The sequence below is a fragment of the Steroidobacter agaridevorans genome, assembly GCF_009932555.1.
Taxonomy (GTDB): domain Bacteria; phylum Pseudomonadota; class Gammaproteobacteria; order Steroidobacterales; family Steroidobacteraceae; genus Steroidobacter; species Steroidobacter agaridevorans.
The window spans coordinates 1-25,501 of record NZ_BLJO01000005.1; the positions used below are offsets into that span (position 1 = coordinate 1).

The window sequence follows — 25,501 nt, forward strand, 5'->3', positions numbered from 1 at the left end:
GCGGGCACAGGGACGTGCAGGAGCTGACTTGGGCACGGATGCCCTGATGCAGCGGGCACAGGGACGTGCAGGAGCTGCCAACTGTTAAGTCACAAACCGGTCCTGCGTCGAAGTTTTGGCTGCCGGTGCGGCGTGCGGCCCGAAACTGTGCGCCATATCCGGTGGCGCTGACCCTATTTCGCGACACTGCCGTCGTCGAAATAATAATGCGCCTCAATGTTCTACCTTGCCGTTTGTGCCATCGCCGCCCTTGCCGCCGTCGCCGCCTGGGCGATTACGCTGCAACTCCGCATGCGCAAGCTGGACGAGCGTGTCGTCGAGGCCGAGTCGCGGCATCGCCAGTTCATCGAGCAGGTGGAGCACGGCGGCATGGTCCGTCGCAAGATCGAGGCCCAGTTGCTGGAAAAGCAGCAGCGGCTGGATCGCCTTGCCCATCACGATCAGTTGACCGGCTTGCCCAATCGGCTGTTCCTCGCGGTCCATCTGCCCGCGGCCATCGAAGAAGCCCGCCGCAAGAAAGCGGCGCTGGCAGTGCTGTTCATCGATCTCGATCGCTTCAAGCACGTCAATGACACGCACGGTCACGAGACCGGCGACAAGCTGCTGCAATCTGTCTCGCAACGGATCAAAGATGCCGTGCGCAGCGAAGACGTCGTGGTGCGGATGGGCGGCGATGAATTCGTGGTGGTCCTCAATATCGTGAGGAGCAGCAATCAGGTTCAAGAAACCGCATCACGCATCACCAGCGCACTGGCGGCGCCATTGGAAATCGATGGCAAGCCGCTGGTGACAACTGCGAGCGTCGGCGTGAGCATGTTCCCGCGCGACGGCGAAGACGTTGGCGCCCTGCTCCGCCATTCGGACACGGCGATGTATCAAGCCAAGGACCGCGGCCGGAACAACTTCCAGGTATTCAGCCCGGTGATGGATCGCCAGCTGAAGGAACGGGTTGCCATCGAGGAGCGGCTGCGCGCCGCGCTCGAGTCGCAGACTCAGCTCGACGTGCATTATCAACCGCTGGTCGATATCGAGACCCGGCGCGTCGTGACCTTGGAAGCGCTGGTACGTTGGAAACATCCAACCGACGGCTACGTTTCCCCGACACGCTTCATTCCCATCGCCGAGGAAACCGGTTTGATCGCGGGGCTCGGCGACTTCGTGATCAAGCGCGTCATCGACGATATGGTTCAGTGGCGCAAGGCCGGCAACACCGTACTGGTGCCGGTCGCGATCAATGTCTCGCCCGGCCAGCTGGCCCGCTGCGATCTGCGTCAGCGGATCGCCGAGTTGACGCAGGCCAATTCGATCAGCCCGGCGATGCTGCAGATCGAGCTGACCGAAGGCGCGATGTTCGACCAGGTCGAAGCGCGTCATGGCTCGACCGCGAGCGAAGCTGGCGTCGACGCCATCAACGATCTGCGCGCCCTGGGCGTGCGTATCGCTATCGACGACTTCGGTACCGGGTATTCCTCCCTCAGCTACCTGAAGCGCTGGCGCGTCGACTACCTGAAAATCGACCGCAGCTTCATCCGCGACCTGGGCACGGATGCCAACGACCACGCCATCGTCGGCGCCATCATCGCGATGGCCGAGCACCTGAAGATCAAAGTGATCGCCGAAGGCGTGGAAGGCTGGTCGCAGCTGGACATGCTTCGCAAGCTCGGCTGCCGGTACGCGCAAGGCTATTTGTTCGCCGAGCCCGCGCCCGCGAATAAATGCCGTGATTTCTTAAACGGCCGCTCGCTCGGCCTGCACGACGACACCGATCTGCTGAAAGTCGTCAGCGCCTGAGCGGCGCGCTAGAAAAATTTCAAAGACAGGGAACCGTCTCGCGCCGTCGCGCGTAACAGACGGTCGGGCGTCATTCGCGGGTGGGCGCCGGCATCCTCTAGACGGCAAATCGAAGGCTCCGTGAGCGAGCCATTCCTAGCCATTAACCAGCGCCTTTAGGTCCTGGCCTCTCGAAGGCCGTATACAGGAGTCGCGGATGAACCGACTGGCAAGTCGGCTGCCGGCCGTTGTCGAGCAGCATCAACAAGAAATCCTCACCGAGTGGGTCAGACTGCAGTTGGAATCGGGCGCTTGGCGGGCCGGGCGCCTGCAGGAATCGCAGCTGCGCGACGAGTCGCAGCGCTTCCTCGCCTTGTTGGTGAGCAATATCCAGAAGGGCCTCCAGTTCGACGCCCGCAGCTCACAATGGTCCGACATTCGTGAGTTCCTGGGCGAGCTGTCACGCAGCCGCGCCACCCAGGGCTTCTCGCCGTCGCAAGTGGCGACGTTCGTGTTCTCGCTGAAACAGCCGATTTTCACGCGCCTGCGCACCAGCCTGCTCAAGGAGCCCGAGGCGCTGGCGGACACGATGTGGGAAACGACCCTGCTACTCGACTCGCTGGGTTTGTACACCACCGAGGTTTATCAGCAAGCACGTGAATCGGTCATCGCGCGCCAGCAGGAAGAATTGATCGAGCTGTCGACGCCGGTGGTCGAGCTGTGGCCCGGCATCCTGGCGCTGCCGCTGATCGGCACGCTGGACAGCGAGCGCACGCAGGTTGTCATGGAAACACTGCTGCAACGACTGGTCGCCACCGGCTCGAGCATCGCAGTCATCGACATCACCGGCGTGCCGACGGTCGATACGCTGGTCGCGCAGCATCTGCTCAAGACTGTATCCGCCGCGCAGCTGATGGGCGCGGATTGCATCATCAGCGGCATCCGTCCGCAGATCGCGCAGACCATCGTGCATCTCGGCATCGATCTGTCGGCGGTCGCGACCAAGGCCAGCTTGTCCGACGCTTTCGCCCTCGCATTGAAACGCCGGGGACTCATGGTGACCAGCGGCGTCACGACCGCCGCGCGAGGATAAAGCCGTGGACCGCGTCCCGATTCTGCGTCTGGGCGATTGTCTGCTGGTCACCGTGCAGGTCGACATGCACGACGAGCTGGCGATGACCTTGCAGGACGATCTCACCAACAAGATCGTCGCGACCAAGGCGCGCGGCGTCCTGATCGATATTTCCGCGCTGGAAATGGTCGATTCCTTCATCGGCCGCATGCTCGGCAACATCGCGGCCATGTCACGCATCCTCGATGCGAGGACCGTAGTCGTGGGCATGCAGCCCGCGGTTGCCATCACCCTGGTTGAGCTTGGATTGTCGCTGCCTGGCATCCGCACCGCTCTGAACGTCGACGCCGGCCTGGCCTTGCTGCGCAGGATGCTCGACGAGGGCGGCGAAGGCACCCATGTCGATTGAACCGACCACGCTGCCCGTGCGTTCCGGCGAAGACGTGGTCAAAGTCCGTCAAGCCGTGCGTACGCTCGCCATGGATCTCGGCTTCAGCCTGGTCGATCAAACCAAAGTCATCACCGCCGCCAGCGAGCTGGCGCGCAACACGCTGACTTACGGCGGCGGCGGCGAAGTGCGCATCGAGCGCCTGAACCAAGGCCCGAAGCGCGCCGGCGTGCGCCTGACCTTCGAGGACCGCGGGCCCGGCATCAGCAACATCGACCTGGCCTTGACCGATGGCTTCACCACCGGCAACGGCCTGGGTCTGGGACTGAATGGCGCACGGAAGCTTTCTCACGAATTCGATATCTGGTCGCAGCCCGGCGTAGGCACTCGCGTGACCATTACGCGTTGGAAGTAAATGCAACAGTTTCAGATCGGCGATCCAAGTGCCGTCGCGCCGGCCCGACGCGGCATCACCACACTTGCCGCCGAACTGGGCTTCGATGCGGAAGATGCGGGGCGCGCCGCGTTGGTCGCGACCGAGATCGGCACGAACCTGGTAAAGCATGGCGGCGGCGGCGAGCTGATCGCGCAGAAGATCTCGCGTGACAACCGCGTCGGCCTCGAACTGCTGGGCCTCGACAAGGGGCCTGGCATGGACGACGTGGCCAAGTGTCTGCGCGACGGTTATTCCACCAGCAGCAGCCCCGGGACGGGACTTGGCGCGATGGAACGTTTGTCACAACGCTTCGAGATCTATTCGCGGCCCGGGCGAGGCACCGCTGTGCTCGCCCAACTGTGGCAAGACTCACGCGAGCCGCCGCCCGGACGCACTCAAGTTGGCGCGCTGGTCGTTCCGAAGCCAGGCGAAGTCGCTTGCGGCGATCGTTGGTGTTGTCACGAGCGGGTCGAAGGACCGCTGGTCGTTGCCGTCGATGGACTGGGTCATGGGCTCGGCGCCGAGCAGGCCGCCACCGAGGCGTGCCGGGTCTTCGAGACGGAGAAACATCGGCCGGCGCTGCGACTCATGCAGAGTCTGCACGAAGCTCTGCGTCCGACGCGCGGTGCTGCGGTCACGCTGCTGGAAGTCGATTGGGATGCGGGCCGCATCGCCAGCGTCGGCGTCGGCAACGTCGCAGCGGCATTGATCAACGGCACAGAGACCAAGCGCATCGCGACCGACAACGGCATCGTCGGCCACGTGATCTCGCGGCCGCGCGAGTTGGTGCATCCGGTTCAGCCGGGCACCGTGTTGATATTGCACTCGGACGGGCTGACTGCCAGTTGGCAGGCCGATCGCTATCCTGGACTGATGCAGCATCATCCGGCGTTGATTGCCGGGGTGTTATATCGGGACTGCAAGCGCGGCCGCGACGATTCCCTGATTGTTGTGATTCGACGCACACCGCCATGAATCGCTCGTTGCTACGCCTGGATCTCGCGCAGGATCGCGACATCGTCGCGGCCCGGCAGCGCGCGCGCCAGGTCAGTGCCCTGCTCGGTTTCGATTCACAAGACCAGGTTCGCATCGCGACCGCGGTGTCGGAGCTGGCGCGCAACGCCATCCGTCATGCCGGCGGCGGCACCATCGAGTTCATGCTGACGGAAGCTCCCTCACCCGGCGCGCCTATAGCCAATCCACTGTTGCAAATCATCATCAGCGACCACGGGCCGGGCATTGCCAACCTGGACGATGCGATCGCCGACTCGGGCATCGGCGAGCTGAAGCTCGGGCTGGTGGCGGCGCGCCGGATGATGGACACGTTCGATGTGTATTCCGGCAGGGGCCGCGGCACGACCATCACGCTCGGCAAATTTCTGCCGCGCCGGACCGATAGCTTCTCGGCCGCGCGAGCTGCGACGATTGCCGATCAACTCTCGACCGACAGCACAGACGATCCCACCGCCGAAATTCAGCAACAGAATCGCGAGCTGTTGCGCAGCCTGGAAGAACTGCGCCTGCGCAAGGAAGAGCTGGCGCGACTCAACTCCGAGCTCGAGGATACGAATCGCGGCGTGATGGCGTTGTATGCGGAGCTGGAAGAACGCGCCGCCCATCTGCGCCTCGCCGACGAAACCAAGACGCGCTTCCTATCGGCCGTCAGTCATGAATTCCGCACGCCGGTGAACTCCATCCTGGCGCTGTCCAAGATCCTGTTGCATCGGCTCGACGGCGAGCTGACGAGCGAGCAGGAAAAACAGGTGACTTACATTCGTCAGGCGGCCGAACAGCTCGCCACCATGGTGGATGACCTGCTCGACCTGCGCAAAGTCGAGTCGGGCAAGCTGCAGCTGCGCGTCGAAAGTTTCAACGTCACCGATCTGTTCGGCGCACTGCGCGGCATGTTCAAGCCGCTCAGCATCAAGGACACGGTATCGTTGAGCTTCGAGGAGATCGGCGCGTTGCCCGAGCTGCACACCGACCAGGGCAAGGTCTCGCAAATCCTGCGCAATCTGATTTCCAACGCACTGAAGTTCACCGAAGCCGGCGCGGTGCGCGTCACCGCGAAGCTCGCGGCCGATACCGACATGATCGTGTTCTCCGTCGCCGACACCGGCATCGGCATCGCTCCGGAGAATCACCGCCGCATTTTCGACGAGTTCACACAGGTCGAGAATCCGCTGCAGACGACTGTGAAAGGCACAGGCCTGGGCCTGCCGCTCTCGCAGCGCCTGGCCGGCTTGCTCGGCGGCAGCATCGATATCGCGAGCGAGCTGGGCAAAGGCTCGGTGTTGTCGCTCGCGATTCCAATACGCCTGGAAGCGTCGGCTCCGCTGGGAACACCCGCGCTTCCAGCAGCCAGAACTGCGCAACGCGTGCTGATCGTGGATGACAGCGAAGTCGAACGCTATGCGCTGCGCCAGTTCCTGCCGAGCAGCACGTTCGAAGTGATCGAAGCCAGCGGCGGCTACGATGGCCTGCGTCTCGCGCGCCAGTCGCATCCCGACCTGATCTTCCTCGATCTGGCCATGCCCGACGTGCACGGCCTGGAAGTCTTGAAAATGCTCAAGGCCATCGACGAGACGCGGCACATTCCGGTCGTCCTGTTCACCTCGCAGCGGCCCGACGACATCGGCGAAGAGCAAGCTGCCGCCGCGAGCGGACTGTTGTTGAAAAGCGAGTTGTCACGCGAGTCTGTCGCAGCCGCGATCCGGCGCGCCGGCAGCTCGGGAGAGATCCACCATGCCGGCCATGCCTGAAATCATTCTCAACGTCGACGACAACGAACCGGGTCGATACGCGACCACGCGCATCCTCAACCGCGCCGGGTTTCAGGTGCTCGAAGCTGGCACCGGCAAGGAAGCTTTGCGTCTCGCGCGCAGCGCCTCGCCGCAGCTCGTGGTCCTGGACGTGAACCTGCCCGACATGAGCGGCATCGATGTCTGCCGGCAGCTGAAGACCGACCCGGCAACCGCCGGCATCATGGTGCTGCAGGTCTCCGCCACCAACATCGCCGTGCTCGACCGGGTCAGTTCGCTCTCGGCGGGCGCGGACAGCTTTCTGGTCGAACCGGTCGAGCCCGAAGAACTGGAAGCGGTCGCCCGCGCGCTACTGCGTCTGCATCGGGTCGAGGCCGAGTTGCGCCGCTCGCTGGCCGAACGCGAGATGTTGCTGCGTGAAGTGAATCATCGTGTCAAGAACAGCCTGCAATTGGTGCTCAGCATGCTGAGCCTGCAAGGCGGCGAATTCCGTGAGGCCGGAGCGAGAGAGATATTCGCCAAAGCCATCGCGCGCGTCACTGCCATCGCGTCGATTCACGAGCGTCTGTATCAAGACACCGATCCGCTCTCCATCGACATGCAGACTTATCTGAGCGGCCTGTGCGCCGAGCTGGCGCGCGCCGGCATCGGCGACGAGCGTCACGCCGACCTGCGCACCGATATCGAGCCGCTGCGACTGCCGACCGAAAACGGCGTGTCGCTGGCGCTGATCGTCAACGAGCTGGTGATGAATGCCTTGAAACACGGCCGGCCGGACGACCGGCCGGCGATCATCAATGTCAGCCTGCGTCGGCTCGATGCCGGCCAGGCGCGAGTGACCATCGCCGACAACGGTCCGGGCATCGCTGCGGGCGGCGCGAACAAGCCGGCCGGCGGCTTGGGCTCGCGACTCATCAACATGCTGGTGCGGCAATTGAACGGACAGCTGCGCATCGAGCATGCCGACGGCTACGCCGCCCACATCACCTTCCCGCTGCAAGCCGCGGTGACATGGGACTCGAAGTCCTAATCGTCGAAGACCAGATGCTGATCGCCATCCACCTGCAGGACCTGGTGGAGGAGGCGGGGCATCGAGTCGCCGCGATCGCGCACGATGGCGTCAGTGCGCTCGCAGCGGTCGCCAACCAGCGCCCGGCGATTGCCATCATGGATATCCGGCTGGCGCATGGCGCGAGCGGCATCGACGTCGCACGGCAGTTGTATGAACAGCATCGCATCCGATGTTTGTTCGTCAGTGCGAACATCAACGAAGATGTCCGCCAGCGCGTGGCTGACCTGCGGCCGCTGGGATTCATCGGCAAGCCATTTCTAGCAGCCGAAGTCATCGCAGCCGTGCAAGCCGCCGCCATCGCTGTCGATTCGAACTCTTGTTAGTCCCGCGCCTTCAGATAGCGAGTCAGCAGCTGAGAGATCAGCGCCTGCGCTGATCTCGCCCGCTCCGGATTCCAGCCGGTGCCAGCGGCTTCATCCATGTACACGCGCCGGGACAGCTCCAACTGCACGGCGTAAACGCCTTCCTGCGGCTGACCATACTTCATCGTGATATAGCCGCCCTTGAAGCGGCCATTCAGCACTGCACCGAACTTGCCGTCGGCGGTCACGAGATCGAGCAGCGGATCGGCAACCGCACGCGGACAGCTCGCACCGTCGCGCGTACCGAAGTTGAATTCCGGCAGCACGCCGATAAATAACGACGGCACCTCGCTCGCGATCGAATGCGCGTCCCACAGCAACGCGTAGCCATGGCGCTGGCGGATGGTCTTCAACTCGGCAACGAGACGCTGATGATACGGCTGCCAGAACTGCTCGATGCGCGCATCGATCTCCGTTGCAGTGACCTCGCGACCGGGGGCGTAGATCGGCTCATCTTTGAATGTGAGCAGCGGGCACACCGGCGAGGTGGGATTGCCGACGTACAGCGACGCGGAGTCCGGCGAACGATTCAAGTCGACCACGTAGCGCGAGTAGTTCGCCTTGAGGATGGAAGCGCCCAGCTCGCGCGCGAAATCATAAAGCTTGTCGACGTGCCAATCGGTATCGGCCAGGTGCCCGCCGGCCAACGTGAATCGTTGTGCGATCGGCTCCGGCACGAACGTGCCCGCATGCGGAATGCTGATCAGCAGCGGCAGCGTGCCCTGGTGGAAGTCATAAACGTTCATGGACGCTCCAGCATCGGCAGGTGCAGCTTGTTCTCCCGAGCGCACTGGATGGCTTCGGGATAACCGGCATCGGCGTGCCGCATCACACCGCTGCCCGGATCGTTCCACAACACTCGCGCGATTCGCCTGGCCGCGGCATCGGTGCCGTCGCAAACGATCACGACGCCGGCGTGTTGCGAATAGCCCATGCCCACGCCTCCGCCATGATGCAGCGACACCCAGGTCGCGCCGCTCGCCGTGTTGAGCAGCGCATTCAACAGCGGCCAATCGGACACCGCATCCGAACCGTCCTGCATCGCTTCGGTTTCGCGGTTGGGGCTGGCGACCGAGCCCGAGTCGAGATGATCGCGGCCGATGACGATCGGTCCTCTCAATTCGCCCGCCGCGACCATTTCGTTGAACGCCAGGCCGAGTCGATGCCGCTGCCCGAGCCCGACCCAGCAGATGCGCGCCGGCAAGCCTTGGAAGCTGATGCGCTCGCGCGCCATGTCCAGCCACCGATGCAAGTGCGGATCGTCCGGAATGAGCTCTTTCACCTTCGCGTCGGTGCGATAGATATCTTCGGGATCGCCCGACAACGCCACCCATCGGAACGGCCCGATGCCCCGGCAAAACAACGGCCGTATGTACGCCGGCACAAATCCCGGGAAATCGAACGCGTTCTTCACGCCTTCATCGAACGCCACCTGGCGAATGTTATTGCCGTAGTCGAACACGGGAACACCAATGCCGTGATACGCGAGCATGGCTTCGACATGAATCGCAGCCGAGCGCTGCGCTTCTTTCACGACGGTCGCCGGATCGCGCGTGCGCATCTCGAGCCATTGCTCGACGCTCCAGCCGATCGGCAGATAGCCGTTCACCAGATCGTGCGCGGACGTTTGATCCGTCACCGCATCCGGGTGCACGCCACGGGCCACGAGCTCCGGCAAGATCTCCGCCGCGTTGCCAAGCACTGCTACAGAAATCGCTCGGCCGCTGGCCGTCGCGTTGGCAATCATCTGCAAGCCCGCATCGACCGACGGTGCTCGAACATCGACGTAACGCGTATCGAGACGCTTCTGGATCCGGCTCTGCTGACATTCGATGCAAAGAATGCTCGCGCCCGCCATGGTCGCCGCCAGCGGCTGCGCGCCGCCCATGCCGCCGAGACCGGCCGTCAGAATCCACTTGCCTTGCAGCTGACCGCCAAAATGGCGCCGCCCCATTTCGACGAATGTTTCATGCGTGCCCTGCACGATGCCCTGGCTGCCAATGTAGACCCAGGAGCCGGCCGTCATCTGCCCGAACATCATCAGGCCGCGCCGATCCAGCTCGTTGAAATGCTCCCAGGTGGACCATTTCGGCACCAGGTTTGAATTCGCGATCAGCACGCGCGGCGCTTCTTCGTGCGTGCGAAACACACCGACCGGCTTGCCCGACTGGATCAGCAACGTTTCATCGGCTTTGAGCGCGCGCAAGGTGTCGACGATGCGATCGAAACATTCCCAGTTGCGCGCCGCCCGCCCGATGCCGCCGTACACGACCAGCTCGTCGGGATTCTCGGCCACTTCCGGATCGAGGTTGTTCATCAGCATGCGCAGCGGCGCTTCGGTGAGCCAGCTTTTCGCCGTCAACTGCGCGCCGCGTGGCGCTCGTACATTACGAGCGCCCTGGCGACGATCCAGGGCCGGAGTGGTCAATGCACTCATGATCGATCCCTCTTGAACATCTTTTGCAGGGCGCGCTTGTAGCCCGCGGCCACTGCGGTCTCGGCGAAATGGCGTCGATCCTGGACCAGCCAGCGTCCGCCCACCATGACATCGCGCACCGATTCACTGGTGCCGGAGAAAACGAATGTATCGATGATCGAATCGTCGCTGCGCGCCGCGAACAAGGGCGAGTTCATATCCAACACGACAACGTCGGCGCGCTTTCCCGCGGTGAGTTCACCGATCGGCCGACCCGACACGCGCGCACCCGCGGTGCATGCCTTCTGCCAGAGCAACGCGCCGCCAGACAGCTTGCCGTCGGTCAACACGCCCCGCTGTCGACGCGCCAGTCGCGCTTGATATTCGAGCCAGCGCAACTCTTCGATGGGCGACAACGAAATGTGACTGTCCGAGCCGATGGCAAACGCGCCGCCCGCCTCCAGCAGCGTTTCCATCGGAAACAGGCCGTCGCCCAGATTCGCTTCGGTCGTGGGACACAATCCGACCACTGCGCCGGCAGCGGCGACGCTCTGCAGCTCGGCCGGTGTGGCATGCGTCGCATGGATCAAGCACCAGCGGCGATCGACCGGGGCGTTATCGAGCAGCCATTCGATGGGCCGCTTGCCGGTGCGTTCCAGGCAAGCCTGGACTTCACGCTCCTGTTCGGCGATGTGGATATGAATCGGCTGCCCGTTCCGCTGCGAGTCGAGCACCGCCCGCAATGACTCCGGCGGCACGGCGCGCAAGCTATGCAATGCCACGCCCACTTCGAGCTGCGGCGAACGTTGCGACGACTGGCGGAGTGCGTCGAGCAGATCCAGATACTCGCGCGTCTCCATGGAGAACTGCCGCTGACGTTCGGTCGGCGGCGCGCCGCCAAAGTCGGATGTTTGATAGAGCGTCGGCAGCAGCGTCAGCCCGATGCCCGCCGTCGAGGCTGCATCCATCAACGCCTGACTCATGGCCAACCGCTGCTCGTGAGAATGGGCCTCGCCGGAGGCATCGCCGGGGCTGTGCAAGTAGTGGAACTCGCACACCGAGGTGTAGCCAGCCTTGACCATGTCTGCATACAACTGGGCCGCCACCCCATTCAGACAGTCCGGTGTGATGCGGCTGGCCACGTCGTACATGGTCTCGCGCCAGGTCCAGAAACTGTCGTCCTTGCCGCCACGCTGCTCGACCAGGCCGGCCATCGCGCGCTGGAACGCGTGACTGTGGATATTTGGCATACCGGCGATCGCCGCGCCGTTGATCATCCTGGCCGCCGTGACAGTGTCGTCCGCGGAGACGTCGACGATATCGCCTTCAGGATCGACCGAGATCACCACATTGCGATGCCAACCGTCGGCCAGCCACGCGCAGGTGAAGCGATAGCGGGATTGCATGGACATGCGGCCGAGTATAAGACTGAGCCGCCATGAAATCTTCGACCGCAACTACGCCTGCCTGGGATCGGCTGTGGCTGGGCGCCCACCTGGCCACGATGACTGGCGGCCCTGCATACAATGACCGACAAAACCCGGCCGGAGTGGGTGAGCTACGCGACGCCGCGCTCGCCATCAAGGATGGACGCATCGCCTGGGTTGGCAGCCGCCAGCAACTCGACGACATGCAATGGTCGGCCGACAACGTGACCCTGGCCGAAGACCTGTGGATCACGCCCGGGCTGGTCGAATGCCACACACATCTCGTCTACGGCGGCGACCGAAGCAACGAGTTCGCCGCACGGCTCCGAGGCGCCACGTACGAGGATATATCGCGCGCCGGTGGCGGCATCGTTGCGACGATGCGCGCGACGCGCACCGCGAGCGAAGATCAGTTGCTCGAACAATCGTTGCCTCGAGCCCTGGCGCTCGCGGCGGAGGGCGTCACGACGCTGGAAATCAAATCCGGCTACGGGCTCGATCTCGACAGCGAGCTGAAGATGCTGCGAGTGGCGCAACGCATTGGCGAAGTCACCGGTCTCACCGTGATCAAAACATTCCTGGGCGCGCACGCATTGCCGCCAGAGTTCATGGGCCGGCAAGAAGAGTATGTGCGACATGTCTGCGACGACATGTTGCCGGCCGTCGCCAAAGCCAGGCTCGCCGATGCCGTCGATGTTTTCTGTGAGCGCATCGCGTTCACGCAAGAACAAACGCGTCGCATCTTCGAACGCGCGCGCGAGCTTGGATTGCCGGCGCGGTTGCATGCGGATCAATTGAGCGATGGCAACGGGGGTGAGATCGCCGCCGACTGTGGCGCACTCTCCGCCGATCACCTCGAACATACGAGCGAGCGTTCCCTGCAACGCATGGCCGAGCGCGCTGTCGTCGCGGGGCTCCTGCCCGGAGCGTTTTATTACTTGCGCGAGACCAAGCTGCCGCCCATCGAGCGACTGCGTGAACTGAATATTCCGATGGCGGTCTCGACCGACTGCAATCCGGGCACCTCGCCGATCGCGTCGCTGCTCACGGCGATGAATATGGCTTGCGTGATGTTTCGTTTGACCGCAGCAGAGACACTGCGTGGCGTGACCGTCAATGCCGCCAGGGCATTGGGGCTGGCGCAGGATCGCGGCACGCTCGAAGTGGGATCGCGGGCCGACCTGGCCATCTGGCGGTTACGTCATCCCGAGCAACTGTGCGCCGAAGTGGGCGTGCACCGCCCGGTGGAGATCGTGCTGGCGAATAAACTCAAAACACCACGGTAATGCCGATCGAAATCACATCGGTGTCGGCTTCATCGGTGTTCTTGTCGCCGGCATCGATGATGCGCTGATACTCCAGGCGCACATCGTAGATCTCGAGGAAGTTGAAGCTGGTGCCGACGGCGCCGAGGAAGTCGACGTCGCTGTCGGAAAAGCGGTCGCGCTTCGGGTCCTGCTCGACGTCGACGTAATAGATGCTGAAATCGTTGCTGGAAAACAGCGCGCCGGCGCGGCCGTACACTTCCCAGCGATAGCTCAGCGGCCAGACGCCCACCGCCGCCACGGTGAGACCGGCGCTCTCGCTGTCGAAATTGAGCGTGGCGTCGGTCGGAATGCCGGTGACGTTGCCTTGGACCTGGGCCCGATAGGACACCCGGCCGAGATCGATGTAGCCGCCCTCGACGGCGAAGTGCGTGTTGAAGCGATAGCCGGCGAGAAAGCCAAAGGACGCGTCCTTCGTGTCGAGCTTCTCGTCGATCGACTCCACCGTGAGCTGCACCACCGGACTGGGAAAGATCCGCGTCGCGGCGTACACGCTGTAGTCCTGGATGTTGCTGTCCTTGTCGCTCTGGCCATAGAAGCCGCCGACGTAAAAGCCGGGCTGCGCGGCCTCTGCTGTTGGCAGCAGCGCGGCCGCGGCGAGCGCGACCGCCGCAATGGCGGCAGCAAAACCTCGTTTTTGATATGCCAAGCGATCACCCATGCTGCGACGTTGGGGACCTGACTTTACCGAAATTGTCGGACCGCCGCTTCAAGCCCCGGAATGGAAACGGCGTATCTCAGCATATCGCAGGCGGGCGCCGGTCAGATGCAGTCTCGAGGGTTCGACGACCGGCCGCCGCCGCATCATTCGATGCTTTTTTCGCGGCGGCCAGTCGTCGACCGGCGACATATTCAGCGCCAGTTCACGCATGCAGGGGAGTGACGGCGGCCGACTTGCGCAGGCCGATATATTCCAGCTCCACCATCAGCGCGACGAACGCAGCCTGCCCCGCGACGAACAGGTAACCCAGCAAGCTCGGCTGCACCCAGCCGGTGAACAACAGCACGATGCTATCGATGGCCCAGATCGCGTTGCCCACGATCACGGCCCACACGGCCGCTCGCGGCAAGCGCGCCCGCGTGCTCAGAAACGCCAGCACCAGTGCGAACGGCAGCAGCACCATGCTGGCCTGTTGAAGCAGCGCCACCGGCAGGTTCAAGACGCCGGACAGCCCGCCGCCGAATGTCACCAATAACAATCCCATGCCAGCGCAGCTGACGGCGTCCAGCACCAGGATCCGACGCAGAAAAGTGGAAGTTTGGATCAGGCTCATGACAGGCTCCTTCGGTGTGTTCGTTGACAGTGTTGACGGGGCTCAGCATGGCCGCGGACACGGCGCCGCGTCGATTACCCGACAGGTAATGGAGCGACGGCCGACGGCTGCGTTATCGTCTGCCCCATGAACGCAACTGCCCTCCGACCCATCGGCGATCTGCTGCGCGAATGGCGCCAGCGACGGCGCCTGAGCCAGCTCGACTTCTCCGTGGAAGCCGAGATCTCCTCCAAACATTTGAGCTTTCTGGAGACCGGCCGCTCGCGTCCCAGCCGCGAGATGCTGTTGAAGCTCGCCGAGCTGCTCGAAGTGCCGCTGCGCGAACGCAATACGTTGCTCATCTCAGCGGGGTTCGCACCCATGTTCTCCGAACGCAAGTTGGACGATCCCTCGTTGCAGGCCGCGCGCGAGGCAATGGAAATCGTGCTCAAAGGTCACGAGCCCTATCCGGCCATTGCGGTCGACCGGCACTGGACCCTGCTCGCCGCCAATCGCGCCGTCGCGCCGATGCTGACCGGCATCACAGCAGAGTTGCTGGCGCCACCCATGAATGTGCTGCGCGCCAGCCTGCACCCCGATGGCCTGGCGCCAAGGATCGTCAATCTTGCCGAGTGGCGAGCGCACATCTTCGCGCGCCTGCGCCGGCAAATTGAAATCTCCGCCGACCCGGTGCTGGTGGCTTTGCTGGAAGAGCTGATGGCCCTTCCTGCGCCGGAGCATCCAACTGGGCGCAATGGCAACGAACTCACCAACGCCTTCGTCGTGCCCATGCGACTGGCGACGCCGATGGGCGTGCTCAGCTTCATCAGCACCACCACGGTCTTTGGCACTCCCATCGATGTAACTCTGTCAGAATTGGCGCTGGAATCCTTTTTCCCCGCCGATGCGGCCACCGCGGCCGCGCTCCGACAGATGCCGTTATGAGTTACGTCTACCGAGTCGATGGTTCAATCGCCCACGCCCAGCCCTGCGCCGCCGGGCCCTGGGATCCCAGCATGCAGCACGGCGGCGCGCCGGCATCGTTGATTGCCTGGGCCGTCGAGCGCATGCCCATGCGGGAACCGATGCATGTCGCGCGCATGACGTTGGATTTGTTACGACCCGTTCCCGTCGCGCCGCTGGAAATCAAAATCGACGTGCAGCGAGAGGGCCGCAAGATCCAGGTCTGCAATGTGACTTTGTTACATGAGGGCGTCGCCTGCGTGCGCGCCACCGTGCTCAAGATTCGACAGGCGGAAACGGAACTGCCCGATGACGTAATCGATGAACAAGTGACCTTGCCCGGCCCGGAACAGGGGCGCGAGTCCAAGATCCGCTTCACCAACTATGAGCAGTTCGCTGGCGGCGTGACGTTACGCTCGGTGCGCGGCTCATTCGGCGAATTGGGTCCCGGTGCGGTGTGGTTTCACGCGCATCGCCAGATCATCGAAGGCGAACCGATCACACCGTTGATGCGCGCCGCCATGACTGGCGATTTCTGTAATGGCGTCTCGGCGGTGCTCGACTTCAACGAGTGGATCTTCATCAACGCCGACCTGACGATCAGCCTGTCGCGCATGCCGGTGGGCGAATGGATTCTGCTGGATGCGCAGACCTGGTTGGGAGACCACGGCGCGGGCCTCGCGTTCGCGAAACTCGGCGACGAGCGAGGTTACTTTGGCCGCGCCATCCAGAGCCTGGTGATCGAGCGGCGCCCGAAGTAACAACTAGGATTCGGTACCCGGCGGCGCTGGCGATTGACTCGCCTGGGCCTTCTTGCGCTCTTCTTCTTCGGCGCGCTCCTTGCGGATCGTGTAGACCACCGAGCCGAATGCAGCGGCGATGACCAGCATCAGCGCGCCCATGATGAAAACCAGGCCGCCGGCCAGGCGCCAGCCCTCGTACAGGCCGATGGCCAGCCCGATGGGCGTTGTCACTAACAGCAGGGGTTTGGCGATACGCATGCCGCTATTGTAGGGCCGGACCGGCGATTTCCAGCCCTGGAATTTGCCGGCACCGGTATCATGCACACCCCGACTGCTTTCCCGCCCTCCGATGCCCCTGCTTACGCTGCGCAATGCCGAACTCGCCTATGGCCTGCATCCGCTCCTGGATAAGGCCAATTTCGCCATCGACGAGCGCGAGCGCGTCGGCCTCATCGGCCGCAATGGCACCGGCAAATCCTCGCTACTGAAAGTCATCACGGGCCTTGCGCCTTTGGATGACGGCGAAGTGTCGCGGCTGGACGGGCTCAAGGTCGTGCTGGTCGAGCAGGAGCCGCTGCTGCCGCCGGCCGAAACTGTGCGCGACAGCCTGGTCGTGCGCGGCCAGCTCGAACAAATCCACGACGAGCGCGAACGCTGGCGTCTCGAAGCGCGCCTCAGCGAATTCTTACAACGCCTTGGCGTCGCCGCCGAGCGCGCTCCCGAAACCACTTCGGGCGGCGAACGCAAACGCGCCGCACTGGCTCTGGCGCTGGCGTTGGAACCGGACCTGCTGCTGCTCGACGAGCCGACCAACCATCTGGACATCGATGGCATCACCGCGCTCGAAGAACTGTTGATCAAAGGTCCGGCGTCGATCGTCGTCACTCACGACCGCTCGTTTCTGGATCGCGTCGTCACGCGCATCATCGAGCTCGACCGGGGCCTGCTGCGCTCGTATCCCGGCAACTTCGCCGCATACGAAACGCGTAAGAGCGAACAGCTCGCCGCCGAAGAAGTGATGAATCGCAAGTTCGACAAGTTCTGGGCGCAGGAAGAAGTCTGGATCCGCAAAGGCGTCGAAGCCCGGCGGACTCGCAATGAAGGCCGCGTGCGCAGGCTCGAAGCGCTGCGTGACCAGCGCGCTGCGCGACGCGAGCAAATGGGCAGCGTGAAACTCACGCTCGATTCGGGTGAGCGTTCCGGCAAGCTGGTCGCGGAATTGACCGATGTCGCGAAGTCGTTCGGCGATCGCCCGATCGTTCGCGATCTTTCCATGCGCATCATGCGCGGCGATCGCCTCGGCTTGATCGGCCCGAACGGCGCCGGCAAATCGACGCTCATCAAGCTGATTCTCGGCAAGCTCGAACCGGACAGCGGCAACGTGCGCCTCGGCACCAACATCGCCGTCGCGTACTTCGATCAATTGCGCGAGCAGCTCGACCCGGAGAAGTCCGTGGTCGAGACCATCAGCCCGGGTTCGGATTGGGTTGAGATCGGCACCGAGCGCAAGCACGTCATGACTTATCTCGGCGACTTCCTGTTCTCGTCACAGCGCGCCAACTCGCCGGTGAAGGCGCTGTCCGGCGGCGAGCGCAATCGATTGTTGCTGGCCCGGCTGTTCGCGCGTCCCGCGAACGTGCTCGTGATGGACGAGCCCACCAACGATCTGGACATCGATTCGCTCGAGCTGCTGGAAGACACCTTGCAGACCTATCCCGGCACGTTGCTGCTCGTCAGCCACGACCGAACGTTCCTCGATAACGTGGTCACGCAGACACTGGTCGCGCAAGGCAACGGCCGATGGCAGGAATATGTCGGCGGTTACAGCGATTGGCTCGCACAGCGTCCCGCGCCGTTGGCCGCAGCCCCGTCGAAGCCGAAGCAAGAAACCAAAGCTCCTGCTCGTGCGCCTGCACCGGTAAAGCTGAGCTACAAAGAGGCGCGCGAGCTGGCGCAGCTGCCGGCAGAAATCGAGGCGCTCGAGCAGCGGCAGCAAGAGCTGACTGCGCGCATGAGCTCGGCTGAGTATCACAAGCAAGGCGCCGATCAGATCAAGGCCGATCGCAAGCTGGCCGAAGACCTGGAGCGCGAGATGGCGGAGAAATTCGACCGCTGGTCGACGCTCGAAGCGAAGTCGGAAGCGGCGGCAAAAAGCTGAACGCCCGGACCGGGCACGCAGGAGCTTGCGGCCCGTCACGGCCGTGGCGGCGCCATATGCTAAATTTCCGTCCATCGTCAGGGTCGACGGACGTCCATGTCGCAAGTCACTTTACTGCTCGACGCATCACGGCGGGGCGATGCCGGCGCCGTCGAGCAGCTATTCGATCTGCTCTATAACGATCTGCGGCAGCTGGCCCACGCCCGGCTGCGTCGCAGCGGCCAGTTCACGCTGCTCGACACGACAGCGCTGGTTCACGAATCCTATCTGCGGCTGTTCAAGGCCGGCTCCATCGAAGCGAACGATCGCGGCCATTTCATGGGTTATGCCGCGCAGGTCATGCGGTCCATCGTCGTGGACTTCGTGCGTCGTCGGTCGGCGGACCGGCGCGGCGGCGACGCCATCCATGTCGACATCGACGTGGCGGCCGCGCACATCACCGACCCGCGCGAGCGGGAAGTGATTCAGATTCACGAAGCGCTCCAGGAACTGGCGAAGATCGATCCGCGACTGGTGAAGGTCGTGGAGATGCGTTACTTCGCCGGCATGACCGAGGAAGAAGTCGCGGACGCGCTCGACCGCAGCGTGCGCTCGGTGGCGCGCGATTGGGAAAAGGCGCGATTGTTTCTGGCCACGACGCTGGCACAGTAGCTCCATGCAAAGAATCGGGCCCGAAGACTGGAAACAGATGTTCGAGCTGCTCGATACCGCGCTCGATCTGCCGCCGGCCGAACGCGAGGCCTGGCTCGATTCGCTGTCCGGGGATTACGAAAGACTCAAGCCGGCGCTCCGCGAACTGCTGGCGAAGCATGCGACTCGAGACAGCGACGAGTTCCTGCGAGACATGCCGCAGTTCACGAGCCTGACGGGCATCAATACCTCTCCCCTCAGCACGCCTTCGCCCGGCAATCACGTCGGCCCGTACCGCTTGGTGCGGGAACTGGGCCGCGGCGGCATGGGCAGCGTGTGGCTCGCCGAACGCGACGACGGCACCTTCAAACGGAATGTCGCCCTCAAGCTGCCGCACGTCACCTGGATTGGCGGCTTGGCCGAACGCATGGCGCGTGAGCGGGACATTCTCGCCACCCTCGAACATCCCAATATCGCGCGGCTGTACGACGCCGGCGTCGACGACTTGGGCCGGCCGTTCATGGCCATGGAATATGTGGAAGGCGTGACGATCGACCGGTACTGCGCGGAGCATTCGCCGGCCGTCGACCAAATATTGCAGCTGATCCTGCAAGTGGCGCGCGCCGTCGCTCATGCGCACGCGCGCCTCGTGGTCCATCGCGACCTGAAGCCCAGCAATATCCTCGTGACGGCCGATGGCTCCGTGCGCTTGCTGGACTTCGGCGTCGCCAAGCTGCTGGAGAATCAACCTGGCGAGCAGACACAGTTCGCTGTGCGCGCATTCACCCCTGAATACGCCGCTCCGGAACAGATCAAAGGCGAGCCGATCAGCACGGCCACTGACGTGTATTCGTTGGGCGTCGTGAGCTATCAATTGCTGACGGGTGCACTGCCCTACTCGCCGAAGCACACCGGCGGCGGGCAGCTCGAACGCGCGATCACCGAGATCGATGCGTCGCTCGCGAGCACGACCGCTCGAGATCATCAACGCGGCCGGCGTTTACGGGGCGACATCGACGCCATCTTGAACCGCGCGCTGAAGAAAGATCCGGCGAAGCGTTATGCGAGCGCTGACGCCTTCGCCCTGGACATCGAACATCATCTGCAAGGCCGCCCCATCCAAGCGCGACCCGATAGCGCGTGGTATCGCTTCAGCAAGTTTGTCAGTCGAAATCGGGTTGGCACTGCAGCCGCAGCCGCTGCGCTGATCGCCATGCTGGCGGGCGCCAGTGTCGCCCTCTGGCAAGCTCGCGAGGCTCGCGAACAAGCGGCGCGCACCGCCATCGAACGCGACATCGCTCGCAGAGCCGCGGCTCGCGAAGAGGCGGTGCGCATGTATCTGACGCGCATGTTCCGCAACTCAGTGACAACGGATGGCTCCGGCCCAACGACCGCGAAGGCCATGCTCGATCGCAGCGCCGAGCGAGTGTTGCAGGAATATCGTGACGATCCTTATCTCGCCGGCAAAGTCGTGGAGACGCTCGCCGATTTGTACGGAGCGCTCGAGGATGTGGCCGGACAAGTGCCATTGCTCGAAGGTTATTTGCAACAAGCCGGCCCGGAAGCAAACCCGGAGACGGTGGCGCTGGCCAGACAGAAGCTCGCCCATGCCGAACTGGCCCGCGGCAACCTGCAACGCGCCGATGAACTGTTGCAACCGGCCGAACAATTCTGGAACACCGACCGCAAGCGCTATGCCGAGCAGCACCTCGAATGGGTCACCGTCAAAGCGAGAGTGCTCCGCGCGCAAGGTGACCTGGCAGGCTCCATCGCGACCAATGAGCAGGCGATCGCCGAGCGCATCGCGCTCTCCGGAGAGAATCACAGCGAGACGGCTATTCTCTACAACTCGCTCGGCATCGCGCTGATGAATGCCAATCGGCTGCAGGAAGCCACGGCAGCTTATCGGAAGGCGCTGGGGATTCACGATGCGCTGGGTTCTGGCGAAGATGTGCCTGCGTTGGTGATGCGCGCGAATGTAGGCACGCTGTCATATCGAGTCGGCCGCATCGCCGATGCCGAGCGCGAGTTGAAGCATGCTTTCGAAGGCCAGCGCGCGATCTCGGGCGATTCGGCGGCTGTGGCTGCATCGATGGGCCAGTACGGCTCATTGCAGACGACGCTGGGCCGACCCGATCAAGCCATTCCGATTCTCGAAGAAGCTTCGCGCATGGCCGAGAAGTTCACCGCGCGAGGCAGCGGCCTGCACGTGCAGAACCAAACGTTTCTTGCCGAAGCGCATGCCGCGGCCGGACGAAGCCAGCACGCGGCTCAGCTGGCGGACGAGTCGTTTGCGCTGGCGCGCAAGCAATTTGGTGACGATCACTTCTTTGCTCAACGCGCGCGACTGGCCAAGGCCAGACTCACCGCTCATCAACAGCCCTTCGAGAAAGCGAACGCCGAACTCGCGGATGTCATCGCCAAACTCCGCGCCGGCGGCCCTGCGGCGCAACTTGCGTTAGGTCAGGCCTTGGTCGCTCAAGGCGAATTGTTTTTGAAAAACGGCCGCGCGGCCGAGGCCGCCCCAGTGCTGGAAGAAGCAGTGAAGCTTCGCGAACAAGTGATGTGGGGACAAAGCTGGGAGCTCGCCGAAGCCCGCGCGCGGCTGGGCGAAGCACAGGTCGCGACCGGCAAGCCGGAAGGCAAGGACCTGATCGAGCAATCGTTCGCCACGCTGCAGTCACAACTGGGCCCTGATCATCCGCAGACCGCTCGCGCCAAACGCGCCATCGCGATGTAGTAACGGCCGAGCTGCGCAGCGCTTCATCGAATCAGTTTGCCGGAGCGGCGCCCTCGTTCAGGCCTTCTTCCGATATCCACTCACTTGCATCCGCCGTCGGCAAGCACGTCCAGCTCTCGTACAACACCTGCGATGGGGCAATCGCGACTCCGGGCTGTACACAGATCACACCGCCGCGAATCTCGCGGCTGTGACGCCAGACTGGCAACTCTGGCTCGGCGCGCATCGAATCGATGTCCTCCAGCCCACTGTCGGGTTCCGGCTTGAAGCGCACATACACCGACTGCGATTCGGCCAAGGGCCGATCGACGAGAACCTGCACGCCGAAAACCCCATCGTTCGTGATGATGCGTGCACGTGGGCGCGGCAGTTGTGAGATCGCCGTCGCATGCCGCTCACCGTACGAGTCGATATCGCGGTAAAACTCATCCAGTACGATGCCGAGATCCATGCCGGCCGTCTGGTACACCGCCTGCCATAAGGAGATTCCTTGGAGATTGCTCGGCAGTCGTGGATCGGCAAATGTGCGCAGCAGATTCGGCACGGCTTCCTTGCCATACAGCTTCACCGTGGCCGCGATCAATGCCTCGCCCAGAGGATACTGGATGTCCTGATCGCGCAGGCGACCGAGCGTTACGGGATCTGCGAACTCCTCAACGGTCAGTTCGCGACGTGCGTGCAACACCGCAAGTGCAAGGCGCCCGGTTCGTTGCTCCTCTGTGGCACCAAATTGCGAGTGAACCCAGGTAGCGAGTCCTTCGTTCAACGCTGGCGCCGCGTCCCAGAGCCAGGCACGCTCGTTACCCGCCATGCGACTTGAAGCGACGTGGGCCGTTTCATGCGCGAGCACCACAGGCGCTTCATCGTCGAGAATCATGCGCACCCGGCCAAAGAACGCGGTTCCGTGCGTATTCTGCATGGACCCGGACGCATCGACCTGAATTGCATCTCCGGCCGCCACGCCAAGCAACTCGTGAACCTGTTCGAAAATCGTGTCGGCTTGTGCGGCGAGCTCGCGTGCCGCGCCTGCCTTGGCGGCGGCATAGGAAAAGCGGTAGTAGCGGGTTTGCGTCTGCGCTGGCGGAGTTGGCGCGAAGAACCACTCTTCTCCGTCGCTCACATCTACAACATCCGACGCTGCTGCCTTCTCGGCTTCCTGACTTGCCAGCAGATACATCCCGAAGCCGATGACCGTAACCGTCAGAGTCGAGACAACTGCGCTCATGACGGGTCGGGTCAACAGGTCCAGATTCAGAATCGGCTCACGGTGTACGCGAGTGAAACCGCGCCACGCGAGCCAGCCCGCCACCGCACACAACACCAGTTGTGTTTGCACGGCCGCTGCGTCGAAGCGCACACGACCGCCATGGAGCCGCACATCGAGAAGCTCCGTCGGGTCGAGCACAGCCATCTTCGGGTAATGCTCCATTGCAAGCAGCAGCACCACCGCCAGGCTTCCGAACGCGAGCCAGGTGAGGCTCCGCAGCCGTCCGAGCGCAGCGCCGAACAGCAATCCCGCACTCATGGCGAGCGCATGTTGCGCGAAGATCAGCAGCAGCAGATCGAGGTTCAGCGACTGGCCCAACGAATCGCGCGAGAGCAGATGCAATGTGATCACGAGCGTAAACTGCACCACCGGCGCAAGCATCACGAGCCCGAGCGCCACCGACATCTTTGTGAAGAAGACGCGCGATCTGCTGACCGGCAAACCATCGAGAAATCCCAGTGTGCGATCGTCCTGCTCGCGCGTCGCAAGTCCTGCGCCGATTGCGAACGCAATGAACCAGAACAGCACGGCATCTGGACCGCCGAGAGTCGCATAGGTCTGACTGAGCGGTCCCATATCCGGCTGGCGAAGCAAGGCCGTAAGAACACCGAACGCGCCAAGCACGACGCTCAGCACGCCCCATGGCAGCAGCTCGCGCAGTTCCTTTCGAAGCAGTGCGCCGCTCATTTCACTTCGAGCCTCGTTGCCGTGATTCGGACGGGGCAGCCTAGCGCCTCATCTTCGGTTTCCACCGCAACGAGCAAGCGCGTACCGCTCGCGGGCGAGACTGGCAGCACTGCAGACGCGCCAGTCGCATCGAAACGCGAATGCCCACCCACCTCCCCTGTCCAGGGTCCGAGCGTCTGGTGAAGCACCCAATACGAACGTGGGCCGTCGACGTGAGTAAGGACGCTATATCCCTGCGCCTTCGAGTGCTGCACCTCCACTCGGGCGCTCATCGGAACGCGCTGTGCGAGCGCGGCAGCGTGTTCGACACGCCGCCGCACGAGCATCGCCTCCGTACGCGCAGCGAGCGTTTTCCATTCGAGTCCGATCGCCGACAATCTATCCTCGGGAGATGCCTCGAGCAGAACACGAACATCATCTGGCGGCTGGACATACAGCTCACGAAGCAGATCGAAGGCCCGCTCGCGCCCTACCATATCCAGCAACGCTTCGAACGATGCAAACGCGACCGCCTGGCTCATGCAGTCACCCAGTTGCTCGCTCGTGCTCGACCAGTTCGTCAGATGCCGCTCAGTGATTCGATCCGGGAACGCAGCCGCTCGCAACCGCCATAGCGTGCGCGTTGCGTCGTCCTGCCGCACCGGCCACCAGGCTGCAAGGCCATCGAGCAGGACATGACGGTCCTCGCGCTGGGCTCGACCGAGCGTGGCGTCGATCAGCAGTGAATGAACGACATGTGCGCGCAACATATCCTGCGGCACATCCGGCGCGGCCTTCAGAACGATGCCGCTTGTGCCGCGCAATGACGCGCGCTGCATGTACCAGCGATCCCAACCGCTCTGCGGCACAATGAATACGCGCGGCTCTGCAACGATCGCGAACGTACGAACGAGCTCATCCAAGTCGTTTGCGAGAGTGTCAGCGAGTGCATGTGCTCGATCGGTCGGCACCGCCGGGGTCACAAGCACGCTGGCCTGTGCGCGTCCAACGGTCACATACTCTCCATCGACGAGCTCATACGGCGGGATGTCCGGCTGTGGTTCGATCAAGTCGACGACGACCAGCGTGGTCGCGATGCAGATCAGCACGAAGACCTTCTCGCGCGCGGTCATACGTTGCGCAAGCGCACTTGGCAGTGCGCCGGATCCAACGGTAGTCAGCAGGATGGCGACGGTGAAGCACATCACCGTAATTACAATCGGCGCGATGAAAGCAGACATCGGAGGTGAGCCGATACCCATCTCGACATCGCGTCCAAGCAGTCGGAACAGCGGCAGATCGGTCAGCGGCAGATCAACGATTGCCGTAGCGATGAACACACCCAGTCCGGCAGCGAGCCAGATCATGTAGCGATACCGTCCGAGCACTCCTGCCATGGCTGCAAATGACCAAAGCGAGAGCGCAAACGCGACTACCACAGCGAGCACGGGCAACGCCTCGACGATCGGCATCACCTCGGTACGGCGGATGAACCAAAGGTTGGTGAACCACGCGAGCACGATGGTTCCGACGACAACCACGCACCCGAGCGCCCACTTCGTCAGAACCACGCGCAGGCGCGACACCGGGATCGTCTCGAGAAAGAGCTGCGTCTTTCCGGCGTACTCGCGCGCGAAGAGGCGATTGCCCGCCACCATCGCAAGCAACACGCCCATCGTCGGCGTGAACCTCAGGAGCGCCAGGAATCGTCCACCGAGATCGCTCAACTGCATCAGCAGACCCGCCAACGCAAGCGCACTGATCGCGATCGCTGCAGCCACGACCACGCCGTGCTCGCGCAACTCCTTGGAGACGAGCGCGAGATTCATGCTGCGGAAGACAGGACGGCGTCGGTTCGTGCGTACGCGAGGAAGATCTCTTCGAGTGGAAGCGTCTCCACGACCGTCTCCGCGGACCAGGCCGCGGCGGCCCACACCTCCGGTTCCGCCTCCCAGACGTTGTCACGTACGCGATGGAACTCGGACGGCAGCGCGAAATCTGGGGCCGACTTCACTCTTCGGACGCGGCTCATCAACTCACCCACCTTGCCT

23 protein-coding genes are annotated in these 25,501 nt (G+C 63.4%); 14 read left to right on the top strand and 9 right to left on the bottom strand.

From position 1 onward, the window contains the following. Positions 1-216 precede the first annotated feature (216 nt). From GYH35_RS35265 to GYH35_RS18110, 8 genes are all read left to right on the top strand, one after another. Entirely contained in the window at positions 217-1,791 is a 1,575-nt protein-coding gene (locus tag GYH35_RS35265; RefSeq protein WP_161813109.1) for a putative bifunctional diguanylate cyclase/phosphodiesterase, read from the top strand. Between the two features lie 196 nt (positions 1,792-1,987). Further along, complete coding sequence (locus GYH35_RS18080; protein ID WP_161813108.1) at positions 1,988-2,863, top strand: STAS domain-containing protein; 876 nt, start codon at positions 1,988-1,990, stop codon at positions 2,861-2,863. A gap of 4 nt (positions 2,864-2,867) precedes the next feature. Then, on the top strand, positions 2,868-3,251 hold the full coding sequence (locus GYH35_RS18085; protein WP_161813107.1) for an STAS domain-containing protein: 384 nt from the start codon (positions 2,868-2,870) through the stop codon (positions 3,249-3,251). Further along, positions 3,241-3,645: an anti-sigma regulatory factor gene (locus tag GYH35_RS18090; protein ID WP_161813106.1), complete on the top strand. Its 405-nt coding sequence runs from the start codon at positions 3,241-3,243 to the stop codon at positions 3,643-3,645. Before GYH35_RS18085 ends, GYH35_RS18090 begins: the two co-directional genes overlap by 11 nt. Beyond that, positions 3,646-4,641 carry an ATP-binding SpoIIE family protein phosphatase gene (locus GYH35_RS18095; RefSeq protein WP_161813105.1) on the top strand — a complete coding sequence of 332 codons (996 nt, stop codon included), beginning with the start codon at positions 3,646-3,648 and terminating at the stop codon, positions 4,639-4,641. Next, positions 4,638-6,428: an ATP-binding protein gene (locus GYH35_RS18100; protein WP_161813104.1), complete on the top strand. Its 1,791-nt coding sequence runs from the start codon at positions 4,638-4,640 to the stop codon at positions 6,426-6,428. Before GYH35_RS18095 ends, GYH35_RS18100 begins: the two co-directional genes overlap by 4 nt. Continuing rightward, entirely contained in the window at positions 6,412-7,458 is a 1,047-nt protein-coding gene (locus GYH35_RS18105) for a histidine kinase dimerization/phosphoacceptor domain -containing protein (RefSeq protein ID WP_161829164.1), read from the top strand. The genes GYH35_RS18100 and GYH35_RS18105 overlap by 17 nt, the downstream gene beginning before the upstream one ends. Continuing rightward, positions 7,440-7,823 (top strand): response regulator, encoded by a 384-nt coding sequence (locus GYH35_RS18110; protein WP_161829165.1) that lies wholly within the window; start codon positions 7,440-7,442, stop codon positions 7,821-7,823. Before GYH35_RS18105 ends, GYH35_RS18110 begins: the two co-directional genes overlap by 19 nt. Here GYH35_RS18110 and hutG read toward each other — a convergent pair. The 3 genes from hutG to GYH35_RS18125 are packed head-to-tail and all read right to left on the bottom strand — an operon-like array spanning position 7,820 to position 11,690. Further along, a complete protein-coding gene (gene hutG / locus GYH35_RS18115; RefSeq protein ID WP_161829166.1) occupies positions 7,820-8,608 on the bottom strand; it encodes an N-formylglutamate deformylase in 789 nt (262 codons plus the stop codon). The genes GYH35_RS18110 and hutG overlap by 4 nt on opposite strands. Then, positions 8,605-10,299 carry a urocanate hydratase gene (gene hutU / locus GYH35_RS18120; RefSeq protein ID WP_161829167.1) on the bottom strand — a complete coding sequence of 565 codons (1,695 nt, stop codon included), beginning with the start codon at positions 10,297-10,299 and terminating at the stop codon, positions 8,605-8,607. Before hutU ends, hutG begins: the two co-directional genes overlap by 4 nt. After that, positions 10,296-11,690 carry a formimidoylglutamate deiminase gene (locus GYH35_RS18125; protein WP_202624397.1) on the bottom strand — a complete coding sequence of 465 codons (1,395 nt, stop codon included), beginning with the start codon at positions 11,688-11,690 and terminating at the stop codon, positions 10,296-10,298. The genes hutU and GYH35_RS18125 overlap by 4 nt, the downstream gene beginning before the upstream one ends. A gap of 26 nt (positions 11,691-11,716) precedes the next feature. Here GYH35_RS18125 and hutI point away from each other — a divergent pair, with 26 nt between their 5' ends. Beyond that, positions 11,717-12,991, top strand: a complete 1,275-nt coding sequence (gene hutI, locus GYH35_RS18130; protein WP_161829168.1) for an imidazolonepropionase — start codon at positions 11,717-11,719, stop codon at positions 12,989-12,991. Here the strand turns inward: hutI and GYH35_RS18135 are convergent. Both GYH35_RS18135 and GYH35_RS18140 read right to left on the bottom strand, forming a co-directional pair. After that, positions 12,975-13,679 carry an outer membrane beta-barrel protein gene (locus tag GYH35_RS18135; protein ID WP_161813098.1) on the bottom strand — a complete coding sequence of 235 codons (705 nt, stop codon included), beginning with the start codon at positions 13,677-13,679 and terminating at the stop codon, positions 12,975-12,977. The two genes, hutI and GYH35_RS18135, sit on opposite strands and share 17 nt — an antisense overlap. A gap of 214 nt (positions 13,680-13,893) precedes the next feature. Then, entirely contained in the window at positions 13,894-14,304 is a 411-nt protein-coding gene (locus tag GYH35_RS18140; RefSeq protein ID WP_202624398.1) for a hypothetical protein, read from the bottom strand. Positions 14,305-14,430: 126 nt separating this feature from the next. Here GYH35_RS18140 and GYH35_RS18145 point away from each other — a divergent pair, with 126 nt between their 5' ends. Both GYH35_RS18145 and GYH35_RS18150 read left to right on the top strand, forming a co-directional pair. Continuing rightward, a complete protein-coding gene (locus tag GYH35_RS18145; protein WP_161829169.1) occupies positions 14,431-15,228 on the top strand; it encodes a helix-turn-helix domain-containing protein in 798 nt (265 codons plus the stop codon). After that, positions 15,225-16,007 (top strand): thioesterase family protein, encoded by a 783-nt coding sequence (locus tag GYH35_RS18150; RefSeq protein ID WP_161813096.1) that lies wholly within the window; start codon positions 15,225-15,227, stop codon positions 16,005-16,007. The genes GYH35_RS18145 and GYH35_RS18150 overlap by 4 nt, the downstream gene beginning before the upstream one ends. 3 nt (positions 16,008-16,010) lie before the next feature. On the opposite strand, the gene GYH35_RS18155 is transcribed toward GYH35_RS18150, so the two are convergent. Then, positions 16,011-16,313, bottom strand: coding sequence for a hypothetical protein (locus tag GYH35_RS18155; RefSeq protein WP_161829170.1), 303 nt, complete (start codon positions 16,311-16,313; stop codon positions 16,011-16,013). 25 nt (positions 16,314-16,338) lie between these two features. On the opposite strand from GYH35_RS18155, the gene GYH35_RS18160 reads away from it, so the two are divergent. From GYH35_RS18160 to GYH35_RS18170, 3 genes are all read left to right on the top strand, one after another. Beyond that, a complete protein-coding gene (locus GYH35_RS18160) occupies positions 16,339-18,147 on the top strand; it encodes an ATP-binding cassette domain-containing protein (protein WP_161829171.1) in 1,809 nt (602 codons plus the stop codon). A 96-nt stretch (positions 18,148-18,243) separates the two neighbouring features. Next, positions 18,244-18,798 carry an ECF-type sigma factor gene (locus GYH35_RS18165; protein ID WP_161813093.1) on the top strand — a complete coding sequence of 185 codons (555 nt, stop codon included), beginning with the start codon at positions 18,244-18,246 and terminating at the stop codon, positions 18,796-18,798. 4 nt (positions 18,799-18,802) lie between these two features. After that, positions 18,803-21,517 (top strand): serine/threonine-protein kinase, encoded by a 2,715-nt coding sequence (locus GYH35_RS18170; protein WP_161829172.1) that lies wholly within the window; start codon positions 18,803-18,805, stop codon positions 21,515-21,517. A 31-nt stretch (positions 21,518-21,548) separates the two neighbouring features. Here GYH35_RS18170 and GYH35_RS18175 read toward each other — a convergent pair whose 3' ends face one another. The 3 genes from GYH35_RS18175 to GYH35_RS18185 all read right to left on the bottom strand — a co-directional run. Further along, the gene (locus GYH35_RS18175) at positions 21,549-23,471 is read right to left on the bottom strand and encodes an ABC transporter permease (protein WP_161829173.1); all 1,923 of its coding nucleotides are present in this window, start codon (positions 23,469-23,471) and stop codon (positions 21,549-21,551) included. Then, complete coding sequence (locus tag GYH35_RS18180; protein WP_161829174.1) at positions 23,468-25,279, bottom strand: ABC transporter permease; 1,812 nt, start codon at positions 25,277-25,279, stop codon at positions 23,468-23,470. The genes GYH35_RS18175 and GYH35_RS18180 overlap by 4 nt, the downstream gene beginning before the upstream one ends. After that, the coding region (locus GYH35_RS18185; RefSeq protein WP_235936810.1) for a hypothetical protein at positions 25,276-25,501 on the bottom strand (226 nt) is incomplete at its 5' end. The genes GYH35_RS18180 and GYH35_RS18185, both read right to left, overlap by 4 nt.